This window comes from Sphaerisporangium viridialbum (genome assembly GCF_049674955.1).
In the GTDB taxonomy this organism is placed as follows: Bacteria; Actinomycetota; Actinomycetes; order Streptosporangiales; family Streptosporangiaceae; genus Sphaerisporangium; species Sphaerisporangium viridialbum.
The window spans coordinates 2,173,507-2,199,402 of sequence record NZ_CP187232.1 but is presented as its reverse complement, the minus strand read 5'-3'; the positions used below and the strand labels follow the sequence as shown (position 1 = coordinate 2,199,402).

Annotated in this window: 21 protein-coding genes and 1 tRNA gene; 2 read left to right on the top strand and 20 right to left on the bottom strand. The window is 71.3% G+C overall.

Annotated features, from left to right (window positions below; genetic code table 11):
• Positions 1–12: 12 nt before the first annotated feature.
• From ACOZ38_RS09810 to ACOZ38_RS09800, 3 genes are all read right to left on the bottom strand, one after another.
• Positions 13–1,716, bottom strand: coding sequence for a thiamine pyrophosphate-binding protein (locus ACOZ38_RS09810; protein WP_424529802.1), 1,704 nt, complete (start codon positions 1,714–1,716; stop codon positions 13–15).
• 289 nt (positions 1,717–2,005) lie between these two features.
• On the bottom strand, positions 2,006–3,277 hold the full coding sequence (locus tag ACOZ38_RS09805; protein ID WP_424536978.1) for an FAD-binding protein: 1,272 nt from the start codon (positions 3,275–3,277) through the stop codon (positions 2,006–2,008).
• 67 nt (positions 3,278–3,344) lie between these two features.
• Entirely contained in the window at positions 3,345–4,751 is a 1,407-nt protein-coding gene (locus ACOZ38_RS09800; RefSeq protein ID WP_424529801.1) for an MFS transporter, read from the bottom strand.
• Between the two features lie 124 nt (positions 4,752–4,875).
• Here ACOZ38_RS09800 and ACOZ38_RS09795 point away from each other — a divergent pair, with 124 nt between their 5' ends.
• On the top strand, positions 4,876–5,343 hold the full coding sequence (locus ACOZ38_RS09795; RefSeq protein ID WP_405145568.1) for a MarR family winged helix-turn-helix transcriptional regulator: 468 nt from the start codon (positions 4,876–4,878) through the stop codon (positions 5,341–5,343).
• Between the two features lie 82 nt (positions 5,344–5,425).
• Here ACOZ38_RS09795 and ACOZ38_RS09790 read toward each other — a convergent pair.
• From ACOZ38_RS09790 to nadD, 4 genes are all read right to left on the bottom strand, one after another.
• Positions 5,426–5,498 (bottom strand) — tRNA-Ala (locus ACOZ38_RS09790).
• A 182-nt stretch (positions 5,499–5,680) separates the two neighbouring features.
• Complete coding sequence (locus tag ACOZ38_RS09785) at positions 5,681–6,337, bottom strand: histidine phosphatase family protein (protein WP_405145566.1); 657 nt, start codon at positions 6,335–6,337, stop codon at positions 5,681–5,683.
• Positions 6,330–6,737, bottom strand: a complete 408-nt coding sequence (rsfS, locus tag ACOZ38_RS09780) for a ribosome silencing factor (RefSeq protein ID WP_405145564.1) — start codon at positions 6,735–6,737, stop codon at positions 6,330–6,332. Before rsfS ends, ACOZ38_RS09785 begins: the two co-directional genes overlap by 8 nt.
• A gap of 188 nt (positions 6,738–6,925) precedes the next feature.
• On the bottom strand, positions 6,926–7,531 hold the full coding sequence (gene nadD, locus ACOZ38_RS09775) for a nicotinate-nucleotide adenylyltransferase (protein WP_405145563.1): 606 nt from the start codon (positions 7,529–7,531) through the stop codon (positions 6,926–6,928).
• Positions 7,532–7,653: 122 nt separating this feature from the next.
• Between nadD and ACOZ38_RS09770 the strand changes: the two genes are divergently transcribed.
• Positions 7,654–8,667 carry a M48 family metallopeptidase gene (locus tag ACOZ38_RS09770; RefSeq protein WP_405145562.1) on the top strand — a complete coding sequence of 338 codons (1,014 nt, stop codon included), beginning with the start codon at positions 7,654–7,656 and terminating at the stop codon, positions 8,665–8,667.
• A gap of 453 nt (positions 8,668–9,120) precedes the next feature.
• On the opposite strand, the gene ACOZ38_RS09765 is transcribed toward ACOZ38_RS09770, so the two are convergent.
• From ACOZ38_RS09765 to mreD, 13 genes are all read right to left on the bottom strand, one after another.
• Positions 9,121–10,911, bottom strand: a complete 1,791-nt coding sequence (locus tag ACOZ38_RS09765; RefSeq protein WP_424529798.1) for a protein kinase domain-containing protein — start codon at positions 10,909–10,911, stop codon at positions 9,121–9,123.
• 114 nt (positions 10,912–11,025) lie between these two features.
• Positions 11,026–11,205, bottom strand: a complete 180-nt coding sequence (locus ACOZ38_RS09760) for a hypothetical protein (protein ID WP_405145558.1) — start codon at positions 11,203–11,205, stop codon at positions 11,026–11,028.
• A gap of 174 nt (positions 11,206–11,379) precedes the next feature.
• Entirely contained in the window at positions 11,380–12,678 is a 1,299-nt protein-coding gene (locus ACOZ38_RS09755) for a glutamate-5-semialdehyde dehydrogenase (RefSeq protein WP_424529795.1), read from the bottom strand.
• Positions 12,671–13,822, bottom strand: coding sequence for a glutamate 5-kinase (gene proB, locus ACOZ38_RS09750; protein ID WP_405145554.1), 1,152 nt, complete (start codon positions 13,820–13,822; stop codon positions 12,671–12,673). The genes ACOZ38_RS09755 and proB overlap by 8 nt, the downstream gene beginning before the upstream one ends.
• Positions 13,823–13,922: 100 nt before the next feature.
• A complete protein-coding gene (obgE, locus tag ACOZ38_RS09745) occupies positions 13,923–15,272 on the bottom strand; it encodes a GTPase ObgE (protein ID WP_424529793.1) in 1,350 nt (449 codons plus the stop codon).
• Between the two features lie 189 nt (positions 15,273–15,461).
• Positions 15,462–15,719: a 50S ribosomal protein L27 gene (gene rpmA / locus ACOZ38_RS09740; RefSeq protein WP_114032604.1), complete on the bottom strand. Its 258-nt coding sequence runs from the start codon at positions 15,717–15,719 to the stop codon at positions 15,462–15,464.
• 12 nt (positions 15,720–15,731) lie between these two features.
• A complete protein-coding gene (gene rplU / locus ACOZ38_RS09735) occupies positions 15,732–16,046 on the bottom strand; it encodes a 50S ribosomal protein L21 (RefSeq protein ID WP_344939118.1) in 315 nt (104 codons plus the stop codon).
• 188 nt (positions 16,047–16,234) lie between these two features.
• Entirely contained in the window at positions 16,235–19,084 is a 2,850-nt protein-coding gene (locus ACOZ38_RS09730) for an Rne/Rng family ribonuclease (protein ID WP_424529791.1), read from the bottom strand.
• Between the two features lie 104 nt (positions 19,085–19,188).
• Entirely contained in the window at positions 19,189–19,962 is a 774-nt protein-coding gene (locus tag ACOZ38_RS09725; protein WP_424529789.1) for a TIGR03936 family radical SAM-associated protein, read from the bottom strand.
• A gap of 198 nt (positions 19,963–20,160) precedes the next feature.
• Positions 20,161–22,083, bottom strand: coding sequence for a TIGR03960 family B12-binding radical SAM protein (locus ACOZ38_RS09720; protein WP_424529787.1), 1,923 nt, complete (start codon positions 22,081–22,083; stop codon positions 20,161–20,163).
• 68 nt (positions 22,084–22,151) lie between these two features.
• Positions 22,152–23,315: a rod shape-determining protein RodA gene (gene rodA, locus ACOZ38_RS09715; RefSeq protein ID WP_424529786.1), complete on the bottom strand. Its 1,164-nt coding sequence runs from the start codon at positions 23,313–23,315 to the stop codon at positions 22,152–22,154.
• Positions 23,312–25,360 (bottom strand): penicillin-binding protein 2, encoded by a 2,049-nt coding sequence (mrdA, locus tag ACOZ38_RS09710; protein WP_424529785.1) that lies wholly within the window; start codon positions 25,358–25,360, stop codon positions 23,312–23,314. Before mrdA ends, rodA begins: the two co-directional genes overlap by 4 nt.
• A complete protein-coding gene (gene mreD, locus ACOZ38_RS09705) occupies positions 25,357–25,893 on the bottom strand; it encodes a rod shape-determining protein MreD (protein WP_424529784.1) in 537 nt (178 codons plus the stop codon). Before mreD ends, mrdA begins: the two co-directional genes overlap by 4 nt.
• Positions 25,894–25,896 lie beyond the last annotated feature (3 nt).

Genomic DNA, 25,896 nt, shown 5'->3' with positions numbered 1-25,896 from the left:
CGCGTGGTTCCCCTACTTGTACATCGTCTGGTTCATGGTCCCCGGGGCGTAGACGTCCGGGTCGATCCATACGTTGATCAGCGCGGGCCTGCCCGACTCGCGGGCGCGCTCCAGCGCGGGACGGATGCCGGACGGGTCGCGGACCTCCTCGCCGTAGCCGCCGAGCATGCGGGCGAACTCGTCGTACCTGACGTCGCCGAGGGTGTTGCCGACCCTGCCCCTGGCCTCGCCGTACTTGGCGGCCTGGCCGTAGCGGATCTGGTTCATGGAGGAGTTGTTGCCGATGACCCCGATGAACGGCAGGCCGAAGCGGACCATCGTCTCGAAGTCCCAGCCGGTGAGGCTGAAGGCGCCGTCGCCGAACAGGCAGACCACGTCCTTGCCCGGCTCGGCGTACTTCGCCGCCATCGCGAAGGCGACGCCGACGCCGAGCGTGCCGAGCGGCCCGGGGTCCATCCAGTGGCCCGGCGACTTCGGCTGCACCACCTGGCCGGAGAAGGTGACGATGTCGCCGCCGTCGCCGATGTAGATGGTGTCCTCGGTGAGGAACTCGTTGATCTCGTGCACGAGCCGGTAGGGGTCGATGGGCGCCGAGTCCGAGAGCCGGCGCGGCAGCCGCTTCTCGTACGCCTTGGTCTCGACCTCGCGCAGCTCCTCCATCCACCTCTTGCGGCGGGCGCTGCCGTTGTCCTCCCTGCCGGTGGCCGCGGCCGCGGCGGCCGAGAGCACGAGCCCGGCGTCGCCGACGATGCCGAGGTCGATGTCGCGGTTCTTGCCCACGGTGCGGTAGTCGAGATCGATCTGCACGACGGTCGCCTCGGGCGAGAGCAGCTTGCCGTACCCCATGCGGAAGTCGAACGGCGTGCCGACGATGATGATCAGGTCGGCGTTGGTGAACGCGTACCGCCGCGAGAGCTGGTAGTGGTGGGGGTCGCCGGGCGGCAGCGTGCCCCGGCCGGCGCCGTTCATGTACGCCGGCACGTTCAGGGCGCGGACGAAGTCGACGGCGTCGGCGGTGCCCCTGCAGGTCCAGACCTGGCTGCCCAGCAGGACGCACGGCTTCTCGGCGTGCGCGATGAGGTCGCCGAGCCGCTCGATCGCGGCGGGGTCGCCGGCCTGCCGGGTGGAGGCGCGGTAGTGCCCCGCCTTCGGGATGCGGGCCTTCTCCAGCGGCACCGTGCCGTCGAGCACGTCGCGCGGGATCTCCAGGAACGACGGGCCGGGGGCGCCGTTGTAGCACTCGCGGAAGGCCATGGAGACGATGTCGGCCACCCGCTCGGTGGAGGGCACCGTGGCCGCGAACTTGGTGATCGGCGTCATCATGTCGACGTGCGGCAGGTCCTGTAGCGAGCCCATCTTGTGCTGGCTCAGCGCTCCCTGGCCGCCGATGAGGAGCATGGGGCTCTCGGCCCTGAAGGCGTTGGCGACCCCGGTGACCGCGTCGGTGGTGCCCGGGCCCGCCGTCACGACCGCGCAGCCGGGCTTGCCGGTGATCCGCGCGTAGCCGTCGGCGGCGTGCGCGGCGACCTGCTCGTGGCGCACGTCGATCACGTCGATGCCCTCGTCGACGCAGCCGTCGTAGATGTCGATGATGTGGCCGCCGCAGAGCGTGAAGATCACATCCACCCCCTCCGCCTTCAGGGCCTTGGCCACCAGGTGACCGCCCGAAATGCGCTCCAGGGCAGGTTCGGCGGGCTGGGTCGCTGACTCGAACATCGGGGCCGTCCTCTCAAAGTGTGCATACTGTATACCGTATGAGTGCAATCGTTATCCTGGCGATCGCGTGTTCTCCAGACCCATTCGCGACCGGCGCCCACGACCGCGCCGAGGCGCCACAGCTCTATTGACTTCTCCATACTGTATACCGAACACGACTCGATGCGGACGCGAGGTCGGCCCGGTGGACCACGTCTTCCTCGGCCTGAATGCCAACGCCTACGCGGCCGCCGGGCCGATGAGGTCGAGGGTGTACGGCACAACCTTGTCCCGTCGACCTAGAGATCGCTCAGGCGTCGTCGAGCACGTACGTGGCGACGAACTCGTTGGCGAACTTGGCCGACGGGTCGTACCGCCGCGCGAGATCGCGCCAGTCCGGCAGCCGCTCGTACCGGGAGCGCAGGACCTCGGGCGGCACGGTGAACAGCTTGCCCCAGTGGGGCCTGGCCTCGAAGGGCGCGAGCCGCTCCTCGATCAGGCCGAGGACGGGAAGCACCGCAGCGGAGTCCTTGATCCAGGTGAAGTGGAAGGCCACGGTGTCCCGGCCGTAGCAGGGGCTCAGCCACAGCCCGTCCGAGGCGACCGTCCGGATCTCGGAGATCTGCAGGACCGGGGCGATGCGGGCGCGCAGGCCCTCCAGCGCGTGCAGGGCCTCGACGGCGTGCCGCCTGGGCACCATGTACTCCGACTGCAGCTCCTCCCCGCTGCTCGGCGTGAAGTCGGGCCGGAAGTGCGGCAGGCGCTCGAACCAGGGGCCGGGGACGCCCATCTGCCGGGTGCAGTGAACGGCGGACACCCCGGGGACGGGATGGCGGGGGCCGTCCGCCGCCGTGGCCCCGAACAGATCCGGCCCGGCCGGGGAGCCGCCGGACTCGTCGAGGCGCTGCTTCACCCAGACCTGGTTGATCCGCGAGGTCCGCCAGTCGGTGAACAGGCTCACGCTGTAGGCGCTGGAGACGATGCCGGCGAAGTGGTCGTCCAGGACCTCGACCGGGAGCCCCTCATAGACGTACTGCCGCACGTCGAACGCCGGCACGACGTCCAGCGTCAGGCTGACGACGGCTCCGAGGGCCCCGAGCGCGACGACGGCCCCGTCGAACCGGTCTCCGTCCCGGTCGCGGCTGAGGACCACCACCTCACCGTCGGCGGTGACCATCTCGACCTCGGACACGGACGTCGCGAGGTTGCCGTTGGCGTCGCCCGAGCCGTGGGTCGCCGTGGCGCACGAGCCGGCGACCGAGATGTGCGGCAGGGACGCCAGGTTGGGCACCGCGTACCCCTTGTCGTGCAACCGGCGGCCAAGCTCGGCGTACCGGACGCTGGCGGTGACCTTGACCCTGGCGGAGTCGCCGTCGAGCTCCACGCCCTGCGGCAGGCCGTCGAGCGAGACCAGGGCGCCGGGCGAGTCCGCGATGTGGTTGAACGAGTGCCCGCTGCCGAGGACGCGCACCTTGGCGCTCCGCGCGATCAGGCTCTGTAGCTGCTGGAGGGAGGAGGGCCGGTCGACACGCTCCGCCCGGAAGGCGACGTTCCCTGCCCAGTTCTTCGGCCGCTGGGTCAACTGCGAGATCCCCTGTTTCAGCGTGAAGTGACCGGTTCCGGCCACTGCTTGCACCCTAAGGGCACGGCTAGGTCCTCGGCGCCGCGAATGCCACGAGCGTGGCCAGGCCCATGGCGATCGCGGACATGACGAACGCGGCGGTGTAGCCGGACTCGGCCGGGGTGGAGGTGCCCGGGAGGTGGTCGGAGGCGACGACGGTCGCGGCGATCTGCGCTCCGATGGCGCCGCCGACGGTCCGCATGATCGTGTTGATGCCGGTCGCCTCGCCGGTCTGCCGAGGCTCGACCGCGGCCACGACGAGGTTGGCCAGGGAGGAGAAGGCGAAGCCGATGCCGACGCCGAGCACGGCCGCGCCCGCGTAGATCGCCCCGGCCACGTCGTGGGCGAGGGCGAACAGCGCGAAGCCCGCCGCGCCCACCACGCACGCCAGCGCGAGCGTGAGCCTGAAGCCCGCCCGCGCCCCGAGCCTGCCCGCCAGCGGGCCGGCGAACAGCATGGTCACCGCCATGGGCACCATGAACAGCCCCGCCTCGGTGACCGACGCGCCGAAGCCGTACCCCACCTCTGAGGGGGTCTCCACGTACAGGGGCACCAGGGTGAAGGCCCCGTACATGCCGAAGCCGATGATCAGCGCGGCGACGTTCGCGGTGGCGACCGCCCGGCGCCGCAACATGCCGATGTTGATCATCGGCTGCGCGATGCGCGATTCCGCGACCACGAACACGACCAGCAGGACCGCCGCGGCGGCGAACAGCCCGATGATGGGCGCCGAGCCCCAGCCCAGGCTCCGGCCCTCGCTGATCGCCAGCAGGAGCGCGACCAGCCCGGCGCTGAGCAGCACCGCCCCGATCCAGTCGACGCGGCCGGGTGACAGCACGGGCGACTCCCGCACGAAGACCCACACCAGGGCGATGGCGAGGAGGATCATCACGAGCGAGAGCCAGAAGATCCACTGCCATCCCAGCGTGTCGACGATCGGCCCAGGGACCACCAGGCCGACCCCGAAACCGATGCCGAACATCGCGCTGATCACGCCGATCGCGACCGGCACGCGGTCGCGCGGGAACACCTCCCGCACGAGCCCGAAGGCGAGCGGGAAGGTCGCCGCGCCCAGCCCCTGGACGGCACGGGCGGCGATCAGCGTTCCGATGGTGCCCGACAGGGCGGCCAGCAGGGTGCCGGCCGCGAGCACGGCCAGGCTGAGGAGCAGGAGCCGCCGCTTGCCGAACATGTCGCCGAGCCGGCCGATCAGGACCGTCCCGACCGAGGAGGTGAGCAGGAACGCGCTCAGCACCCACGAGATGGCGGTGGTGGTCGTGCCGAACTCGCTCCGCAGGTCGGGCAGGGCGGGCACGACCATCGTCTGCATGAGTGAGAACGAGAGCACGGCGGACAGCAGCGCGGCGAACGGGCCCGCGACGCCGCGCCGCACGACGGGACCCGCGACTTCGCGCTGCGGGACGGAAGAGGTCATGGACCGTCCTTCGTGATCAGGAGCCGCAAAGGAGCACGGCCCGGGCAATGCACCCGAGCCAGATAGTTGCACAGCGACATCATTACATGCCGACACTAGTACGTCGATGCGTACACTCGTCCACGTGGAAGATCGAGCGACCCGGCCCCCGACCCTGCTGGTCCTGCCGTCGTACCTGGCGGGTCACGTCTCCCGCATCGGTCACCGCCGGCTGGCCGCGGCGCTCGGCGAGCACGGGCTGCGGCTGCCCCATTTCGCCGTGCTCGCGGCGCTGGCCGACTACGGGCCGCTCGCCCAGCACAGGCTGGCCGACTCCCTCGGGCTCAACCGGAGCCACCTGGTGGGCTATCTCGACGACATCGAGAAGCGCGGGTACGTCCAGCGGGAGCGCGACCCCGACGACCGCCGGCGGCAGCGCGTCGCCCTCACTCCCCCAGGGCTGGACCTGCTCGACCGGCTGCGCGAGATCGCGCGGCGGTCCCAGGATGAGTACCTTCACGTGCTGTCAGAGGAGGAGCGCCGGACTTTGGTCGACCTGCTCCGCCGGGTGGTCGTCGCCGACGACGAGGCGCACCTGGCCACGGACGCCTGACCATCGGGGGTCAGCGGGGCGGAAATGAGAAAACCCTGCCCCGCGAGAAGCGGGACAGGGTCGCGATATCCACCAAAAGGGGTGGAGCTATGGGGATTCGAACCCCAGACCTCCTCCATGCCATGGAGGCGCGCTACCAGCTGCGCCATAGCCCCTGGTCACCGCTCCGGGTCTTCCCGTCACGGCGCTCGGAGAGCATATAGCGACACCCGGCCGTTGACCTAATCGACACCTGAGCGACCCCATCGGGTCTCTTGATCAGCGCCGATCGTGCCGGCTCGCGCCATGGCACGGGTCGCGCCCCCGCGCGCCCGGCGCAAGCCGTACGAAGGCCCGTCTAGGTCGCCGCGGAGGCGGATTCGGGCCGGTCGTCGCTGTTCACGGGCTCGGGAAGCGTGCCCGCGTTGTGTTCCAGGAGGCGCCAGCCCTTGCGGCCCTCCTGCAGGACCGACCAGGAACAGTTGCCGAGGCCCCCGAGGGCCGGCCACAGCTCCTCGGGAAGGCCGAGCAGGCGTGCCACGCCCAGCCGGATCGCCGCGCCGTGCGAGGCGATCACGAGGAGCCCCTTGTCCTCCAGCCGGGCGACCCAGCGGCGGGTGGCGGCGGCCACGCGGTCGGCGACGTCGGTCACGGCCTCGCCGCCCGGTGCCTCCCACTCGGCGTACTGCACCGGCCAGCCGGCGGCGATCTCGGCGCGGGTCAGGCCCTCCCACTCGCCTCCCCCGCGCTCGCGCAGGTCCTTGTCGACCATCACGTCGAGCCCCACGACGCCCCCGAGCGCGGCGGCCGTGTCCTGGGCGCGCCGCAGGTGGGAGGAAACGATCATCGAGGGGCGCAGGGACGCCAGCAGCGAGGCGGCCCGGCCGGCCTGGGCGACGCCCGTCTCGTCGAGCGGGATGTCGGTGTGGCCCTGGAACCGCTGCTCGACGTTCCACAGCGTCTGGCCGTGGCGCCAGAACACGACGCGACGGCCACCGGGCTTCCCCTCACTCACCTGCCGTCCCGTTGCCCCGCTGGGCCCGGACCTGCGTGACGCTGTCCGGGAGCGAGATCGCGGGGCAGTCCTTCCACAGGCGCTCCAGGGCGTAGAAGGTGCGGTCCTCCTCGTGCTGGACGTGGACCACGATGTCCAGGAAGTCGAGCAGCACCCAGCGGCCCTCGCGCTCCCCCTCGCGGCGGACCGGCTTGGCGTGGGCATCGATCCGCAGGCGCTCCTCGATCTCGTCGACGATGGCGCGCACCTGGCGGTCGTTGGAGGCGGAGCAGAGCAGGAAGGCGTCCGTGATGACGAGCTGCTCGCTCACGTCATAGGCGATGATGTCATCCGCCAGCTTCTCGGCCGCGGCCTCGGCGGCGAGCCGGACGAGCTGGAGCGATCTTTCCGATGCGGTCACGATGTGGGTTGTTCCTCCTGTGCGGCGTACGAAGACTCAGCGTTTCCATCGAATCTAGCGATTGTCCTGCCCGGTTCGCCCGGCAGGCAAATATGATTTCCGCGCTAGAACGGTCAGGGCTTGGCCGTCGCCCATCCCCATGAGGGCGGCGAGCGGCCGTTCTCCCGGGCGGGCGGGGGCCGCCACTCTCAGGATGCCTGGTAGAGGCCCCGCTTGTTGATGTACTGAACGATCCCGTCGGGCACGAGATACCAGATCGGCTCCCCGGCGGCCACGCGCTGCCGGCACTCCGACGACGAGATCGCGAGCGCCGGAATCTCTATGAGGCTGACCTTCCCCTCCGGGAGCCCCGGGTCGTGCAGCACATGACCGGGACGAGTACAGCCTACGAAATGCGCCATGGTGAAAAGTTCGTCGACGTCACGCCAGCTGAGGATCTGGGCGAGGGCGTCGGCGCCGGTGATGAAGTACAGCTCCACGTCGGGCTCGTACATCGCGGCGATCTCGCGCAGCGTGTCGATCGTGAACGTCGGCCCCGGGCGGTCGACGTCGACCCGGCTCACCGAGAACCTCGGGTTGGACGCGGTGGCGATGACCGTCATCAGGTAGCGGTCCTCCACGGCGGAGACGTTCTTGTCCGCCTTCTGCCACGGCTGTCCCGTCGGGACGAACACCACCTCGTCCAGGTCGAAGTGGTGGGCGACCTCGCTGGCCGCGACGAGGTGGCCGTGGTGGATCGGGTCGAAGGTCCCGCCCATGATGCCAAGCCGCCTGGTGGGGGCCCCATTCCTCATGCGAGGGACCCTAACGTGCGGCGCCGCGGCGCCGGGGGACCACCCCCCTGCCAGCGCTCGAACCCCAGGAAACGGGCGCTTGTGCCGCGCGCGGGCATCCGCCCCGACGTAGCATGCCGACCATGACCACCACCACCCCGGATCGCAACCGTGTACAGCTGCCCGGCATCAGCTCCCGGGCCTATGAGCATCCAGCCGACCGCTCGGCCCTGGTCGCGATGCGCTCCCTGTCGGGCTTCGACTCGGTGCTCAAGCGCACGTCCGGCCTGTTCAGCGAGCGCCGCCTGCGGCTGATGTTCCTCGCCTCCTCCGTGCGCGCGAGCGAGACCCAGTTCCGGGCCCTGTACGACATGGGCCGCGACAGCGCGTACCTCCTCGATCTCCACCGCATCCCGGAGATCTACGTCCAGCAGGACCCTCAGCCGAACGCCATGGCCATCGGCTTCGACGATCCCTTCATCGTGATCAACACCGGCCTGCTCGACCTGATGGACGAGGAGGAGCTGCGCTTCGTCGTCGGGCACGAGACCTCCCACATCCTGTCCGGGCACGCCGTCTACGGCACGATGCTCGCGATCCTCACGCGGCTCGCCACCCGCGTGGCGTGGATCCCGCTCGGCTACATCGGGCTGCGGATCATCGTCACCGCGCTGGAGGAGTGGCACCGCAAGGCCGAGCTCTCCGCCGACCGGGGCGGCCTGCTCTGCGGCCAGGACCCCGATGCCGCCATGCGGGCCCTGATGAAGCTCGCCGGGGGCTCCCGCCTCCACGAGATGAACATCGAGGCCTTCCTCGACCAGGCCCGCGAGTACGACACCGCCGGTGACGTGCGCGACGGCCTGCTCAAGGTGCTAAACCTGCTCGGCACCACCCACCCCTTCGCGGTGATGCGGGTGGCCGAGCTCGACCGGTGGCGGCGCGAAGGCGAGTACGAGTCCATCCTCGCCGGCGACTACCCCCGCCGCGAGGACGACGCCGACGCCAAGCTCTCCGAGGAGGTCAAGGCCGCCGCGCGCTCCTACCGCGAGTCGTGGGCGCAGTCCCAGGACCCGTTCATCGGCGTGCTCCGCGACGTCGCCGAGGGCGCGGTCAACGCCGGCGAGCGCATCTTCAACCGGTTCGCCCGCAGGGACTGAGCACTGGACCCAGCACGGACTGAGCATGGACTGAGCACGGACTCCGTGGTCCACGGCCGACGAGCCCTGGGCCCCGGCCGGACCGCCACCTCACCGATCCGCTCGTCACGAGACCGCCCCGCACGCGGCTCGTGAGGCGAGCGCGAAAGGCGGTCCTCCCCGTACGACGTTCCGCCCCGGCCAGGGCGAACCGTGCACTCACCGGTGCGCGACCAGGGGGCGCGTACCACTTACGCGGATCGGCACGCTGGACGGTCACAGCACGCGAGGGCTCGCCCGCGCACTGTGCCAGGCCGCCCGCCCGATCACGCCGGACGCGCATCTCCCTGGACACCCATCTCCGCGGACGCGGAGGCCGGGCACGCCGAGACGGCTCGCCCCGGCACCCCGCTCCTTTCCGAGGCCGCCCACCCCCAGGCCCTGCCTGCCTGGGGGATTCCTCCTCAGGCGCCCTCACAGCGCGTGGGGAAGCACCCAGGCCAGGACGCGGACGGCCGCCGCGCACAGGGCGACGAAGCCGCCCAGCACCGAAAGCGCCCGCAGCCCCTCCCTGCGGAGGTCGGGCACGTGAACGCCGATGCGCTCGACCTCGCGGCCCACGATGCCGCCGCACACGACGCCGAAGACCACCCCGGCGACCGTCATGGGGCCCGGATTGCTCCACCACGCGCCGCCCATGTCGCCTCCCGCCGCCACCCAGAACGCCGAGGCGGCGACGGCCGCGGCGGGCACCCCCGGCCACACGGCCGCGCTGAGCGCCGACCCGGCCAGCGCGATCGGGAACGACACCACCCGCAACGTCCCGCGCACCCGCGTGGACCTGCGCTTCCTGACGAGCCAGTGCCCGCTCCACCACGCGCGGGCCAGCACGCAGAAGGTCGCCGTGATCGCGAACGTCGCGAGCGGCCAGATCACCGACGCCACGACGCAGGGCACCGCGACCATGGCCAGCATGATCAGCACGGCGCTTCCCGGGGGTGAGGACGCCTGCGCGGCCTGGGCGCCGAGCAGCGACTCCTTCACGTCCGTCGCGGCACGCCGCGTCCTGCCCTCGCCGCCCGTACGGCGGTCCGTGCCCTCCGCCTTCGACCGGCGCTCCACGCCGTCCGCCTTCGTACGCGCCGCCTCCGCGCCGGAGCGGGCACCCTCCTTCGTACGGCGGTCAGGGCCGTCGGCGCCGGGGCGGCGCTCCGGGCCCTCGGGTTTGGCGCGGCGGGCGCGGGCGCGTTCCTCGGGGGTCGCGGCGGGCCGCGCGGAGCGTCCCGCGGGAGCCTTCTTCCGTGGCGGGGGCGTGGCCTCCGCGGCGGACTCGGCCGCCTCCCTGGCGCGCGTCCTGACCGGCTCGGCGGACGCCTCCTCAGCGGGCACGTCCTCGGCGCGGCCCCGGCCGCCCGAGGGCTCGTCGCCCCGTGCGCGCGCCGCCGCCGGCGCGGCGGGCGCCGTGGCCCTGGCGAGGCGGGACAGCCGGTCGGCCAGCAGCGCCGCTGTGGGCCGCTTGGCGGGCTCCCTGTTGAGCGCCGCCCTGATCAACGGCAGCAGCGAGCCCGGAACCCCGGCGAGGTCCGCGCGCCCGTTCAGGACGGCGTACATCTGCGCCTCGACGCTGCCCCTCCCGAACGTCGGGCGGCCGGTGGCGGCGAACGCCACCGTGGCCGCCCACGAATGGACGTCGGAGGGCTCGCCGACGACCTCCTCGGCGAACACCTCGGGCGCGGAGTAGCCGGGGGTGCCGAGGAACGTGCCGGTCATCGTGAGCCGGGTGGCGTCGGACACCTGGGCGATGCCGAAGTCGATCAGGACCGGGCCGTCGGGCCCCAGCACCACGTTGGCGGGCTTCACGTCGCGGTGGATCACCCCGGCCGCGTGGATGATGGCGATCGCGGTGGCCAGTCCCCTGGCGAGGTCGATCAGGTTGGGCCCGGACAGGGGCCCCTGCCGCCGCACCGCGTCGAGGAGGGTCTCCCCCTCGATGTGCTCCATCACCAGGTAGGGCCGGTCACCGGACAGGTCGGCGTCGAGGACGCGGGCGACGTAGGGGCTCTCCACCCTCCGCAGCGCCTGCACCTCGCGGTCGAGCCGTAATCGCGCCTCGGGGTCGTCCCCGATCGGATCGCGGAGCATCTTGACGGCGACCTTCACCCCGCGCCGGCCGACGGCGAGGTAGACCTCGCCCATGCCGCCGCGGCCGAGGCGCTCCATCATGGTGTACGGGCCGACTCGCCCGCCCACTCGCCGTCCGCCCATAGGAGACGCCACCATAGCGCCGATCCACCCGTTAACCGTGGCGGCGCGCCGGAAACTACCGGGTTTTAGCGGACACACCGGGACACGAACCCCCAGCCGCGGCGGCCGTGAGGGCTAGCGCGAGCGCGAGGAGTCCTCGAAGAGGCTGTCCAGCCGGGCGCTCGGGCTCGCGGACAGGGCCTTCCTGCCGGTGCGCCGCCAGTTCACGTGACCCCGGCTCTCCAGCCACAGCATCAGCCGATCGGCCGCGACCACCACCGCGATGGCGTAGCCGCAGGCGAAGACAATCCCCATGGGTGACAGTCAACCGCCCCGGCCCGCCGCTCACGTGGAGCGACACGCCGATCACACCAAGTCGTTGACCGGGACGCGTGCGATCGGACAAGACCCCAGTTCGAACGTGGCCCGCCCAGGGTCGGGAGGGGGCCGCTTCGGGCTCGGCGGGGGCTGGCCGCCGGGAGAGGGTGGCTAGCCTCCGGCTATGACGGTGCCCGCGGAGGTGCGCAGGTGGCCCTCGCCGGTGTAGACCCACTTGGTGGAGGTCAGCTCCGGAAGCCCCATCGGCCCGCGAGCGTGCAGCTTCTGGGTGGAGATGCCGATCTCGGCCCCGAAGCCGAACTCCCCGCCGTCGGTGAACCTGGTCGAGGCGTTGACCGCCACCGCCGCCGAGTCGACCCTGGCGACGAAGCGCCTGGCCGCGCCCTGCGACCTCGTCACGATCGCGTCGGTGTGGCCCGAGCCGTACCGCCTGATGTGCGCGACCGCGTCCTCCAGCGAGTCGACCACGGCGGCGGCGATGTCCAGCGAGAGGTACTCGTTCCCGAAGTCCTCCTCGGTGGCGGGCACCACGACGCCCTCGTGCCCTCCCGCGCCGTACGACGCGATGCGCTCGTCGCCGTGCACGGTCACGCCCTCCTTGGCCAGCCGGGCCAGCGCGGCGGGCACGAAGGCGTCGGCCACCGCCGCGTGGACCAGGAACGTCTCGGCCGCGTTGCACACCGAGGGACGCTGGGTCTTGGCGTTGACGAGGATCTCCAAGGCCAGGTCGAGGTCGGCGTCCGCGTCCACGTACACGTGGCAGTTGCCGACACCGGTCTCGATCACCGGCACCGTGGACTCCTCCACCACGGAGTTGATCAGCGACGCGCCGCCGCGCGGGATCAGCACGTCGACCAGCCCCCTGGCCCGCATCAGGTGCTTCACCGAGTCGCGCGTGATGCCCGGCACGAGCTGCACGGCCCCCGAGGGCACCTCGGTGCCGCCGAGCGCGTCCTGCATGATCTCCACCAGGACGGTGTTGGACCGATAGGCGCTGGAGGACCCGCGCAGCAGCACGGCGTTGCCGCTCTTGAGGCAGAGGGCGGCGGCGTCGACCGTGACGTTGGGGCGGCCCTCGTAGATGATGCCGACGACGCCGAGCGGCACACGGACCTGACGGAGCTCCAGGCCGTTCGGCAGGGTGCTCCCCCGGACGACCTCGCCGACCGGGTCGGGCAGCTCCGCCACCTCGCGCACCGCGCCGGCGATGGCCTCCACGCGCTTCTCGTCCAGCCGGAGCCTGTCGATCATCGTCTCGGCGGTGCCGCTCTCGCGCGCGGCGGCGACGTCCAGGGCGTTGGCCTCGACGATCTCCTTGGCCCGGGACACCAGGGCGTCGGCGACGGCGCGCAGCGCGGCGTCCTTGGCGGAGCGCGGCAGCGGCGCCAGATCGGCGGCGGCCTCCCTGGCGGCGTGGGCGACCCTCAGAAACTCCTCGGCCTCAGACATGCCTCGCGCTCCTGCTCTCGGTGGTGGGGTCCAGTATGACGATGTCGTCGCGGTGGATCAGCTCTCGCTCGTACTCGGGGCCGAGGTTCGCGGCCAGCTCACGCGTGGAACGGCCGAGCAGCTCGGGGATCTCGGCGGCGTCGAAGTTCACCAGGCCCCGGGCCACGGGCGTGCCGTGCGGGCTGTAAAGGTCGACGGGATCCCCCGCGGCGAAGTCGCCCTCCACGAGCGTCACCCCGGCGGGGAGCAGCGACTTGCGCCGCATCACCACGGCCTCCACCGCCCCGGCGTCCAGGTGCAGGCGGCCCCTGCCGGTGGTCGCGTGGGCGAGCCAGAGCAGGCGGGTGCCCGGATGGCGGCCGTCCGGCTGGAAGTAGGTGCCGACGTCCCGCCCCGCGAGGGCCTGCGCGGCGCGGGCGGCGGAGGTGAGCACAACGGGGACCCCGGCCCCCGTGGCGATGCGCGCCGCCTCGACCTTGGTGATCATGCCGCCGGTGCCGACCCGGCCCGACCTGCCGAGCTCGACGCCTTCGAGGTCTCCCGGCCCGTTGACCTGGGGGATCCGCTGGGCGCCCGCCAGCCGGGGGTCGCCGTCGTACAGGGCGTCCACGTCGGACAACAGCACCAGCGCGTCGGCGTGGATCAGATGGGCCACCAGGGCCGCCAGGCGGTCGTTGTCGCCGAAGCGGATCTCGTCGGTGGCCACCGTGTCGTTCTCGTTCACCACGGGGACGATGCCGAGCTCCAGCAGCCGCGCCAGGGTGCGCTGCGCGTTGCGGTGGTGGGACCGGCGCATCATGTCGTCCGCGGTGAGCAGCACCTGGCCCACGCGCAGGCCGTACCTGGCGAAGGAGGAGGTGTAGCGGGCGACCAGCACACCCTGCCCGACCGAGGCGGCGGCCTGCTGGGTCGCGAGGTCACGCGGCCGGGCGCTCAGGCCGAGCGGCCCGAGACCGGCCGCGATCGCGCCCGAGGACACCAGCACGATCTGCGTGCCGTTCCCGCTGCGGGCGGCGAGGACGTCGACCAGGGCGTCCACCCGGTCGACGTCGATGGTGCCCTGCGGCGTGGTCAGCGACGACGACCCCACCTTCACGACCAGGCGTGAAGCAGCGGCCACCCGCTCCCGACCGGCGTTGTCCACGCTGCGCACCCTTCGCTCGCTTGCCTGCTACCGCATGATCGTCGCGGCCGGCGGACCCGTCCACCGTGCCGCGCTGGTACGTCCCTGACCGGTCACCGGGCTAGCCGAGCCGGTTGTCCGAGCCGCGCGGGCCCTGGTGGGCCTCGGCGTCGAGCGTCGGCTGCCAGTCGAAGATGTAGCCGCCCTCCATCGAGCCGATGACCACCTCGGCGCCGGCCTTGGCCCCCGCCTCGCTGAGCGCCTTCTCGATGCCCAGCCGTTCGAGGCGGTCGGCCAGGTAGCCGACGGCCTCGTCGTTGGTGAAGTCGGTCTGCTTGATCCAGCGCTCGGGCTTCTCGCCGGTGACCTGGAAGGTGTCGTCGTTGATCCGCTTGACCGTGAACCCGGCGTCGCCGAGCTGCTTGGGCCGGATGACCAGCCTGGTGGGCTCCTCGACGGGCTTGGCGGCCCTGTCCGCCGACACCATCTCGGCCACGGCGAACGACAGCTCGCGCAGCCCCTCGTGGGTGGCCGCCGAGATCGTGAAGACCGTCAGGCCCTTCTCCTCCAGCATCGGGCGCACCATGTCGGCGAGCTCGCGCGCCTCGGGAACGTCGGCCTTGTTCAGGACGGCCAGACGCGGGCGGTCGTCCAGCTCGCCGTACGCCGCCAGCTCGGCCTCGATCACCTGGAAGTCGGTGAGCGGGTCGCGTCCCGGCTCGATCGTGGCGCAGTCGAGGACGTGGACGATCGTCGAGCAGCGCTCCACGTGGCGCAGGAACTCATGGCCGAGCCCCCGCCCCTCAGAGGCGCCGGGGATCAGCCCGGGCACGTCGGCGACGGTGAACACCGTCTCCCCCGCCGTGACGACGCCGAGGTTCGGCACCAGCGTGGTGAACGGGTAGTCGGCGATCTTGGGCCGGGCGGCGCTGAGGGCCGCGATCAGCGACGACTTGCCGGCGTTCGGGAAGCCCACGAGCGCCACGTCGGCGACCGTCTTGAGCTCCAGCACGGCCTCCAGCTCGTCGCCCTGCTCACCGAGCAGCGCGAACCCGGGGGCCTTGCGCTTGGCCGAGGCGAGCGCGGCGTTGCCGAGGCCCCCGTGACCGCCCTGGGCCACGACGTACCGCGTGCCGGCGCCGATGAGGTCGACCAGCACCTCTCCGGTCTTGGCGTCCTTCACGACCGTGCCGTTGGGCACCGGGAGGACGACGTCCTCGCCCCAGGCGCCGTCGCGGTTGGCGCCCGTGCCCTGCTTGCCATTGGAGGCCTTGCGATGGGGCCGGTGGTGGTACTCGAGAAGGGTCGAGGTGTTGGGGTCGACCTCCAGGATGACGTCACCCCCGCGCCCGCCGTTCCCCCCGTCGGGGCCGCCGAGCGGCTTGAACTTCTCACGGTGGATGGACGCGCAGCCGTTTCCCCCGTCACCGGCCTTGATGTACAGGACCACCTGGTCGACGAACTCAGCCACGTTACTCCCTCTCACAAGCGTGTCCATCTGGTCCACGCCGTGCCACCGCCACGCTCCCCGCGCCGGTGGTACCCCCTTCACGACGATGAGGCGGATCGACAGGTCGATCCGCCTCATCAACGTTCTGGCCGGGCCTCCGCCCACCGCGCTCTTCGCGCGGGGCGGCGGCCCCTGTCCCGATCGGCGGATCTACTCCGCGGCCGGGACGATGCTCACGGCGCGACGGCCGCGCTTGTTGCCGAACTGCACGTGGCCCGCGATCAGCGCGAACAGCGTGTCGTCGCCGCCCCGGCCGACGTTGTCACCCGGGTGGAAGTGGGTGCCGCGCTGGCGGACGATGATCTCGCCGGCGTTCACGAGCTGGCCACCGAAACGCTTGACACCAAGCCGCTGGGCGTTGGAGTCACGGCCGTTCCGGGTGGACGAGGCGCCCTTCTTGTGTGCCATGGTTCGCTACCACTACTTCCCGGGGTTGATGCCGGTTACCTTCACCTGGGTGTACCGCTGGCGGTGACCCTGGCGCTTCTTGTAACCAGACTTGTTCTTGTACTTGAGAATACGAATCTTGGGGCCCTTGGTCTCGCCGAGAATCTCGGCGGTCACCTCGAACTTGCCAAGCGTGGCAGCGTCTGTGGTGACATCGCCGTCGTTGACGACGAGCACCGGCGCCAGCGACACCGTGGAGCCGACCTCACCGGCGACCTTGTCTACCTCGAGGACGTCACCGACGGAGACCTTCTGCTGCCTGCCGCCGCAACGAACGATCGCGTACACCGCGGAACCCTTCTTCTGGCTAATTGCTCGCTGAACGCTGCGCCTCTTGCATCCAGCTACCGTCGATACACACGACCGGCGAACCGGGTAGGCGCGCGAAGCTAGGCGCGCCACCGGACGCACCGATTGACTAGGATACCGGATTGCGGGTGCCCTGGTCGAACCGGACGGATCGCCGGGTTGCCGGCCTACTCGGCCGGCCCAGCCGGTCTGGTGGCCTTTCGGGAGCGTCGCCGCCCCCGGGCGGAAGGCTGTGCGGCTTGCGCGTCCTCCTCGGAAGAGCCGTCAAGCGCATCCGTCACGCTATCACGACCTCCCTCGCCGTTCGCCGCGACCGCGACGCCGCCGTCCTTGAGAAGCCGGTCGGCACCGACCTTCTCGAGCTTCTCGGCGACCGCCTTCTCCACCGCCATCTTGCCCTGCGTGCCCCTCGGCTCGGGCTTGGACTCGACCGGCTCGGTCGAGACGATCAGCCCGCGCCCGTTGCAGCAGTCGCACGGCGTCGAGAACGCCTCCAGGAGGCCCTGGCCGACCCGCTTGCGGGTCATCTGGACCAGCCCCAGAGAGGTGACCTCCGCCACCTGGTGCTTGGTGCGGTCGCGGGCCAGGCACTCCAGCATGCGCCGGAGCACCAGGTCGCGGTTGCTCTCCAGCACCATGTCGATGAAGTCGACGACGATGATGCCGCCGATGTCCCGCAGCCGGAGCTGGCGGACGATCTCCTCCGCCGCCTCCAGGTTGTTCCTGGTGACGGTCTCCTCAAGGTTGCCGCCCTGGCCGGTGAACTTGCCGGTGTTGACGTCGACGACGGTCATGGCCTCGGTGCGGTCGATCACCAGGGAGCCGCCGCTCGGCAGCCACACCTTGCGCTCCATCGCCTTGGAGATCTGCTCGTCGATGCGGTAGGCCGCGAAGACGTCGCCGTCCTCCCACTTGGTCAGGCGGTCGGCCAGGTGCGGCGCGACGTACCTGACGTACTCGTCGACCGTGCCCCACGCCTCGTCGCCGGCCACGACCAGCGAGGAGAAGTCCTCGTTGAAGACGTCGCGGACCACGCGGATGGTCAGGTCGGGCTCGGAGGAGAGCAGCTCGGGCGGGCTCGCGCCCTTGGCCTTGCGCTGGATGTTCTCCCACTGCGCCGACAGGCGGGCCACGTCGCGGCTGAGCTCCTCCTCGGACGCGCCCTCTGCCGCCGTGCGGACGATCACGCCGGCGTTCTCGGGCATGACCTTCTTGAGGATGGCCTTCAGCCGGCTGCGCTCCTTGTCGGGCAGCTTGCGGCTGATGCCGGTCATGGAGCCGTCGGGCACGTAGACCAGGTAGCGGCCGGGGAGGCTGATCTGGCTCGTGAGCCGGGCGCCCTTGTGACCCATGGGGTCCTTGGTGACCTGGACGAGCACCGACTGCCCGGACTTCAGGGCCGCCTCGATGCGCTTGGGCTGCCCTTCGAGACCGGCGGTGTCGAAGTTGACCTCGCCGGCGTACAGGACGGCGTTGCGCCCCTTGCCGACGTCGATGAACGCGGCCTCCATCGACGGCAGGACGTTCTGGACCTTGCCCAGATAGACGTTGCCGACGTACGACTGGCTGGCCTCGCGGTCGACGTAGTGCTCGACGAGCACGCCGTCCTCCAGCACCGCGATCTGGGTGCGGCCGCCCTGGCGGCGGACCACCATCACGCGCTCGACGGACTCGCGACGGGCCAGGAACTCGGACTCGGTGATCACCGGGGGCCGGCGCCTGCCCTGCTCGCGGCCCTCGCGGCGGCGCTGCTTCTTGGCCTCCAGACGCGTGGAACCGCGGAAGCCCTGGACCTCGTCCACCGAGGTCGGGCGCCCGGCCCGGGGCGCGCGGATGCGCACGACCGTGTTGGGCGGGTCGTCGGCGGGCATCTCGGCGTCGTCCCCGCCCCTGCGGCGGCGACGGCGGCGGCGACGCGACGAACCGGCGTCCTCGTCGTCCTGGTCGCTCTCGCGGGACTCCCGCGCCTGCTCGGCCTCGGCCGGCTCGGCCTGGTCGGCGCCCGCGGCGCGCGGCTCCTCGTCGCCGTCCTCGGTCTCGTCGGCCTCGTCCAGCTCGCGCGCCTTGCCCCGGCCGCGGCCTCCACGGCGACGGCGGCGGCGACGGCCGCCCGCGTCATCCTGGTCGTCGTCCTCGTCCTGCGCGGCCTCGGCGGTGTCCTCGGCCTCTTCGGGCTGCTCGTCCGCCGGCTCGGCCTGCTGCTGGGGGTGGGGCTGGGGCACGACCGGCTGTACGGCCGGGCGGGGCTCGGGCGCCTGGAAGATCGGCTGGAACACCGCGGCGGGCGCCTGGAAGGTGACGGTGGGCGCGGCCGCGCGCACGTCGGCCATCGCGGTCAGGCCGAACGGGTCGGCGAACACCGGGGTCTGGGACGGCGCCTCCTCGGCGATGTCCTCGCCCGCGGGCTCGTCGTCCAGCGGCTCCTCGGCGGGCAGCGACTCGATGATCGCCTCGGCGACCTCGGCCTCGGCGGGGCTCTCGACACCGGGGCGCACGGTCTGGGCCTCGGAGACCTCGGGGATCTCCGTGACCGCGACGGCCTCGGCGACCTCGGCGACCTCGGCGGCCTTCCTGGTGCGCCTGCGCTTCACCGGGGCGGCCTCCGCCTCGGGGGCCTCGGGGGCCTCCTCGGCCGGGACGGCGTCCTTCTTGGCCGTGCGCGAACGGCGCGGGGTGACCGGCGCGTCGGGGTCCTTGACCGCGGCGCGGCGCGTCCGGGTGGCGCGCTTCGGAGGCGCCTCGGCCTCCGGGGCGGATACGGTCTCAGCGCTCGGGGCGCTTTGCGGGGCTTCCACGACACCCGGTGCGGCCTCGGCCACCGGCGTCGCGCCCACGGCGGCGGTCGTGACCGTCCCCACGGGGTCGCTCACCAGGCCCGCGGCGCGCTCGGCCTCCTCGGGCGGCGGGCCCGCCGGACGGCTCGCCGCGCGGCGACGCCTGACCGGCTTCGATTCTTGCTGTGCTGTTGCATCCCCATCAGGGCCGGAGGCTCCGACGATGGGCTCGTTGTCGAGCATGCGGGCGTTCTCCCGTCAGGCTCCCGGGCGCGTCTCCGCGCCGCGCGGGAGCTCTCGTCTCTCGCTGTGCGCCAGGCCACCTGTCGGGGGCCCGGCGCCAAGTCCTATTTGTGGTCACCGACGTGCTGCACAGCCGGTCCCGGCTCGCCGCCGCGAATGTCGCGGTCCAGGTCGAGCGGGTCGGCGGTCCCACCGGTGTGCGCGTCGAGCGGACCCTGCGCCAGCCTGGTCACCGCGGGGGGTGACGGCGGCGCGAAATCAGCCACAAGACGCAGACCCGTGAGCACGTCGTCGGGTCGAACGGCGGGCGTAACGTGCCGGACAACCATACGAAGTATCGCACATGGCTGGCCCGGCTCCCGGCCCGCTGTTCCTTGGGTCTCCTCATGTGCCGTCAACGTGATGACGGCCTCCCGCGCGTCGAACCGGCGCAGGCCCTTCTTGGTCAGGCGCTCGACCTCTACGCGCTCGGCGGCCAGAAAACGGCCGATCGCCGCCTCCGCCTCTCGCGGCTCCGATCCGGGCAGGCGGACCTCCCAGACCGAGCACTCCAGCCTGTCGGCCAGGCTTCCGGCACGCGCCTCGACGACGTCGAGCACGTCGAGCCCCGGTGGCAGCGACTGGTCGAGATCGGCACGGAGCCGATCGGGCTCGCACGCCGAGACGACACCGATCTCGAGATATTCGGCCTCGCTGGCCACTCCGGTGGGAGCGGCTCCCGCGTAGGAGATCTTCGGATGGGGGGAGAATCCCGCGCTGAAGCCAACCGGGATGCCGGCCCGGCGCACCGCTCGTTCGATGGCGCGCGAGATGTCTCGGTGGCTGGTGAACCGCAGGCGGCCACGCTTGGCATAGCGCACACGAAGGCGCTGCACCACCGGCGCGGGCGGGGGCCCATCAGGAACAGGGTTCTTCAGCTAAGTCATCCTTCCTGTGTCAAGGCGCTGGTCATCTTCCCAGGATAAAGGCCACTCCGGCCCACCTGGTCTCACGTCGTACGGAAGAGGCTAAACCAGCGCGACCGGATGGCCTACCTCGTGAACGGTTACCACGGGTGTTTGCTTCCATCCGGCGGGTCAGACGACCGTCAGAGGGAGGAGTTTCCTTCCCGTCGGGCCGATCTGGATCTCGGTGCCCATGGTCGGGCAGACCCCGCAGTCGTAGCAGGGAGTCCACCGGCAGTCCTCGACCTCGGTCTCGGAGGTGGCGTCCTGCCAGTCCTGCCAGAGCCACTCGCGGTCGAGCCCGGCGTCCAGGTGGTCCCAGGGGAGCACCTCGACCTCCTCGCGCTCGCGCGTGGTGTACCAGTCGACGTCGACCGGCTCGTCCGCCAGCGCCCGCTCGGCGCAGGACATCCAGCGGGCGTAGGAGAAGTGCTCGCTCCAGCCGTCGAAACGGCCGCCTTCCTCCCACACGGCCCTGATCACGGCGCCGACCCGGCGGTCTCCCCGCGACAGCATGCCCTCGACGATCGAGGGCTGCCCGTCGTGGTAGCGGAAGCCGATGGACTTGCCGTACTGCTTGTCGGTGCGAAGGGAGTCTCTGAGCTGCTTGAGCCTGCGGTCGACGGTCTCGTGGTCGCACTGGGCGGCCCACTGGAACGGGGTGTGCGGCTTGGGCACGAACCCGCCGATGGACACGGTGCAGCGGATGTCACGGGAACCGGTGACCTCGCGGCCCGCCTTGATGACCTTCTTGGCGAGATCGGCGATGCCGAGCACGTCCTCGTCCATCTCGGTGGGCAGCCCGCACATGAAGTAGAGCTTCACCTGCCGCCAGCCCTGGCTGTACGCCGTGGTGACGGTGCGGATCAGGTCTTCCTCGGTGACCATCTTGTTGATCACCTTGCGCATGCGCTCGGAACCGCCCTCGGGCGCGAACGTCAGGCCCGACCGGCGGCCGTTGCGCGAGAACTCGTTGGCCAGGTCGATGTTGAACGCGTCGACCCGGGTGGACGGAAGCGACAGGCTGGTGTTGGTGCCCTCGTAACGGTCGGCCAGGCCCTTGGCGACCGCCGCGATCTCGGAGTGGTCGGCGCTGGACAGCGACAGCAGGCCGACCTCGTTGAAGCCGGACTCCTTGACACCGGCCTCCACCATGTCGCCGATCGTCGTGATCGACCGCTCCCGGACAGGACGGGTGATCATGCCCGCCTGGCAGAACCGGCAGCCGCGGGTGCAGCCGCGGAAGATCTCGACGCTGAAGCGCTCGTGCACGGTCTCGGCCAGCGGGACCAGCGGCTTCTTGGGATAGGGCCACTCGTCGAGGTCCATGACCGTGTGCTTCTGCACCCGCCACGGCACACCCGACCTGTTCGGAGCGACCCGCTTGATCCGCCCGTCGGGGTGGTACTCCACGTCGTAGAACTTCGGGACGTAGACACCGCCGGTCGAGGCGAGACGCATGAGAAGCTCGTCGCGCCCGCCGGGGCCGCCCTCGTCCTTCCACTCGCGGATCACCTCGGAGATGGCGATGGCGATCTGCTCGCCGTCGCCGAGCACCGCGGCGTCGAGGAAGTCGGCGACCGGCTCGGGGTTGAAGGCCGCGTGGCCGCCCGCCAGCACGATCGGGTCGTCCTCGCCGCGGTCGACCGCGTGCAGCGGGATGCCGGCCAGGTCGAGGGCGGTGAGCAGGTTGGTGTAGCCCAGCTCGGTCGAGAACGACACGCCGAGCACGTCGAACGCCCGCACCGGCCGGTGCGCGTCGACCGTGAACTGCGGCACCCCGTGCTCCCGCATGAGCGCCTCGAGATCGGGCCAGACCGCGTACGTGCGCTCGGCCAGCGTCTCGGGCAGCTCGTTCAGGATCTCGTAGAGGATCTGGACACCCTGGTTGGGCAGGCCGACCTCATAGGCGTCGGGATACATGAGCGCCCAGCGGACGGTCGCCTCGTCCCAGTCCTTGACGGTCGAATTGAGCTCACCCCCTACGTACTGGATCGGCTTCTGCACGTTGGGCAGGAGCGGTTCCAGCCGGGGAAACAGCGACTCGACAGACATGCTCCCAAGGGTAGTTCCTGCTCGCCGCGCATCGTGCCAGACCGCCCCGGCCGGAGCCGGGGGCATGGCTAGAACGCGCGTTCGCGTATGTGCACGGCCTGGAGTAATCCAAGGGCGATCATGTTGGCGAACGTCGCGGTGCCCCCGTACGACACGAAGGGCAGGGGCACCCCGGTGATCGGCATGATTCCGATGGTCATGCCGACGTTGACGAAGGACTGGAAGGCGAACCAGCACACGACGCCGCCCACGACCAGCGCGCCGAAGCGGTCCTCGCACTGCCTGGCGATGCGCAGCCCCCGCAGCAGCACCACCCCGAGCAGCAGGACCACGGTGACCGAGCCGAGGAACCCGAACTCCTCTCCCACCACGGTGAAGATGAAGTCGGTGTGCTGCTCGGGGACGAACCGCCCGGTGGTCTGCCCCCCGTGGAACAGCCCCTTGCCGAACAGCTCCCCCGAGCCGATCGCGATCAACGCCTGCGTGCTGTTGTACCCCGCCCCGCGCGGGTCGTTCGCCGGGTTGATGAACGCGGTGAACCGCGCCACCTGGTACGGCTTGAGCAGCCCGAAGAGCCACACGGCCAGGGCCCCGGCCATCGCCAGCACGGCGAGCCCGATGATGTAGCGCTTCCGCAGGCCGGCGAAGATCAGCAACCCGCCGGTGATGACGGCGAGCACCATCGTGGTGCCGAAGTCGGGCTGGAGCATGATCAGGCCCGCCGCGATGCCCGAGGCCGCGACGCAGAGCAGCAGGTCGAGCGTGCGGGGCCGGTCGGTGCCCGGCGCCGGCTCGGCGAGCAACGCCCCCATCATGAGGATCAGCGCGGGCTTGGCGAGCTCGGACGGCTGGACCGCGAACCCCCCGCCCAGCAGGATCCACGAGTGGGACCCGTTGATCGTCGAACCGAGCGGGGTGACCACGGCCAGCAGCCCGAGAAGGGACACCCCGTACACGGCGGGCGCGTAGACCCGCAGCGTCCGCTGGTTGGCCATCGCGACAATGCCGCAGAGGATCCACCCGATGACGAGGTTGAGCACGTGCTTCTTGACCATGCCCGTCGGCGCGCCCGCCGCCCACGTACGCGTCGACGACCACACCAGCAGCGTGCCGATGACCGACAGGGCCATGACCGCGACCAGCAGGACGCCGTCAACCCGCCACACCGCCGACTGCGCGCCCATGGCCCTGCGGACGAAGGAGCGGCTCTGCGGGGCGAGGGCCTGGTTCACTGCACCACCGTCCCGTCTTTCCTGATCGACGGGAGCTTCCCGACGGGCTTGCCGTCAGGCAGCGCCGCCTTGCCCTTGATGCCGTAGATGCCCTCGTAGATCTCGCGCGCCGCGGGGGCCGCCGCCATGGCGCCCTGACCGCCCTGCGAGATCGTGACGACGACCACGAACCTCGGGTCGGCCGCCGGGGCGAAGGAGGCGAACCACGAGGTGTCCTCCTTGCCGTAGACCTCGGCGGTACCGGTCTTGCCGCCGATCTTCACCACGTTCATCGGGAACCCGCTGAAAGCGCCCGCCGCGGTACCGTCGGAGGTCACCTCGCTGAGCGCGGCGCGGATGTAGTCGCGGGTCTCCTTGCTGACCGGAAGCCGCCCGACGACCGGCGCCTTGATCTCCTGTACGTGGGTGCCGTCCGGCCGCACGATCGCCTTGGCGATGCGGGGGCTGCGCAGCTTGCCGTCGCCCACGATCGCGGCGTACGCGGCGGCCAGCTGCAGGGGCGTCACCAGCACGTCGCCCTGGCCGATGGAGAGGTTGGCGGCCTCGCTGACGTGCCACTCGAACCCCTCGACGCAGTTCTCGTGGGCCAGCGTCTTGAGATAGGCGGCGCGGGCGGGGTCCTTCTTCGCCACCTCGGGGTAACCGGTCTTGGCCCGCGTGCAGCTGTTGTTCTTGGTCGCCGTCCACTGCTGCTTCTTCCAGGTGCGGCCGGGGATGCGCCCGGACACCTCGCCGGGCAAGTCGATGCCGGTCTTCCTGCCGAATCCGAACATCTTGGCCGTGTTGGTCATCGGCTCCTTGGGGTGCGGCACGGGCTTGTTCCCGCCGTCCCGCGTCCACATCTCGCTCGCGGCCTTGTAGAAGATCGTGTCGCACGACTTCACCAGGGCCGTGTGAAGGTCGATGACCCCCATGCCGATGCCGTGGAAGTTGTGGAACGCCCGGCCTCCGATGTCGTAGGCCCCCGGGCAGTCGTACTTGCCGCGCAGGGGGTACCCGTCCCTGATCATCGCGGACAGGGAGGAGACCTTGAACGTCGAACCGGGCGCGAACTCACCGTGGGTCGCCCGGGAGATCAGCGGCAGGCCCGCCTTCTCCGACAGCAGCCGCTGGTAGTCCTTCTCGGAGATGCCGCCCGCCCAGACCGCGGGGTCGTAGGTCGGCATGCTGCCGAGCGCGATGACCCCGCCGGTCTTCACGTCCAGGACGACCGCGGCCGCGCCGTCGGCCCTGGGGGCGTTCTTCATGGCGTTCGCGAGCGCCTGGTCGACGACCTTCTGCACGTTGGCGTCCATGTTGGTGATCAGGATGTCGCCCGGCGTCGGGGAGGTCTGCCGCTCGATGCCGAGGACCTTGCCCATGCGGTCGACCTGGACCCTCCGGAGCCCCGGCGACCCGCGCAGCGCGTCGTCGTAGATGTATTCGAGCCCGTCCCTGCCGACGAGGTCGACGCCGGAGAAGTTGGCCTTGAGCGTCGACCGCTTCTTCAGCTCGGCCTCGGTGACCGGTTGCAGGTAGCCGAGGGTCTGCGACGCCCCGGAGCCGAGGGGATACTCCCGCACGGCCTGCACCTCGGCGATGACCCCGGGGAAGTCCTCCTGACGCTCCAGGATCTGCAGCGCCTCCCGGGGGGTGACGTTGTCGTCGATGGGGATCGGCGAGTAGAGCGAGCCCGGCCAGCACGGACGGGTCACGTGGGGCCCGCACGGGCGGATGCGCTGGCGCAGCTCCTTGACCGGGCGGTCGAGCACCGCCGCGAGCCGCTTCAGCACGGCCACGCCGCCGTCGCGCATGCGCTCGACCTCGGCGCGGTCGACCGAGACGACCAGCGAGGTGCGGTTGCGCACCAGAGGGCGCCCGCTGGCGTCCAGGATCTGCCCGCGCACGGCCGGGACGATCACGTCGCGGGTGCGGGTCTCGGTCGCCGCCGCCACGAACTGTCCGCCGCGCACGACCTGCACCTGCCACAGCCGTACGGACAGGACCGCCAGCAGGGCCAGCACGAAGAACTGCAGCACCACCAGCCGGGCGCGGACCCTGATCACACGTGCCTCCGCACCGGGTAGGCGCCGGTGGGCACGGCCTCCCGCCTCCGGTGGCGGCGGTCGCCTGAGTAGCGGGACACCACCCAGAAGATCAGCGCGGCCAGGGCCAGGTTGTACATCACCAGCGACGGCCACAGGCCGGCCAGCGCCTGCCAGTCGACCCGGGGATCACCGAGCAGGCCGCCCACCCCGGCCGACATGAGCGGCGCCAGCATCAGCGCGACGATGACCGTGACCGCCGAGGAGCCGGGCGCCCGCTCGGTGGCGCGGCCCACCATGAAGCCCACCAGGCAGAAGACCAGGGCGTACTGCCCCATGACGTGGGCCGCGGGCGGCAGCAGGTCGGTGGCGAGGCCGGCGGCGAAGCCGGTGAGGGCCCCGGCGACCGCCCCGTGCGCCAGCGCGACCACCACGACCGTGAGGAGCACCAGGTCGGGGCCGCCGCCGCCCGGCAGCGGCAGGCGGTTCACGACGGTCACCTGAACGATCATGATGAGGCCGGCGAGCAGCACCGCCGCCATCGCTCGGATCACGCT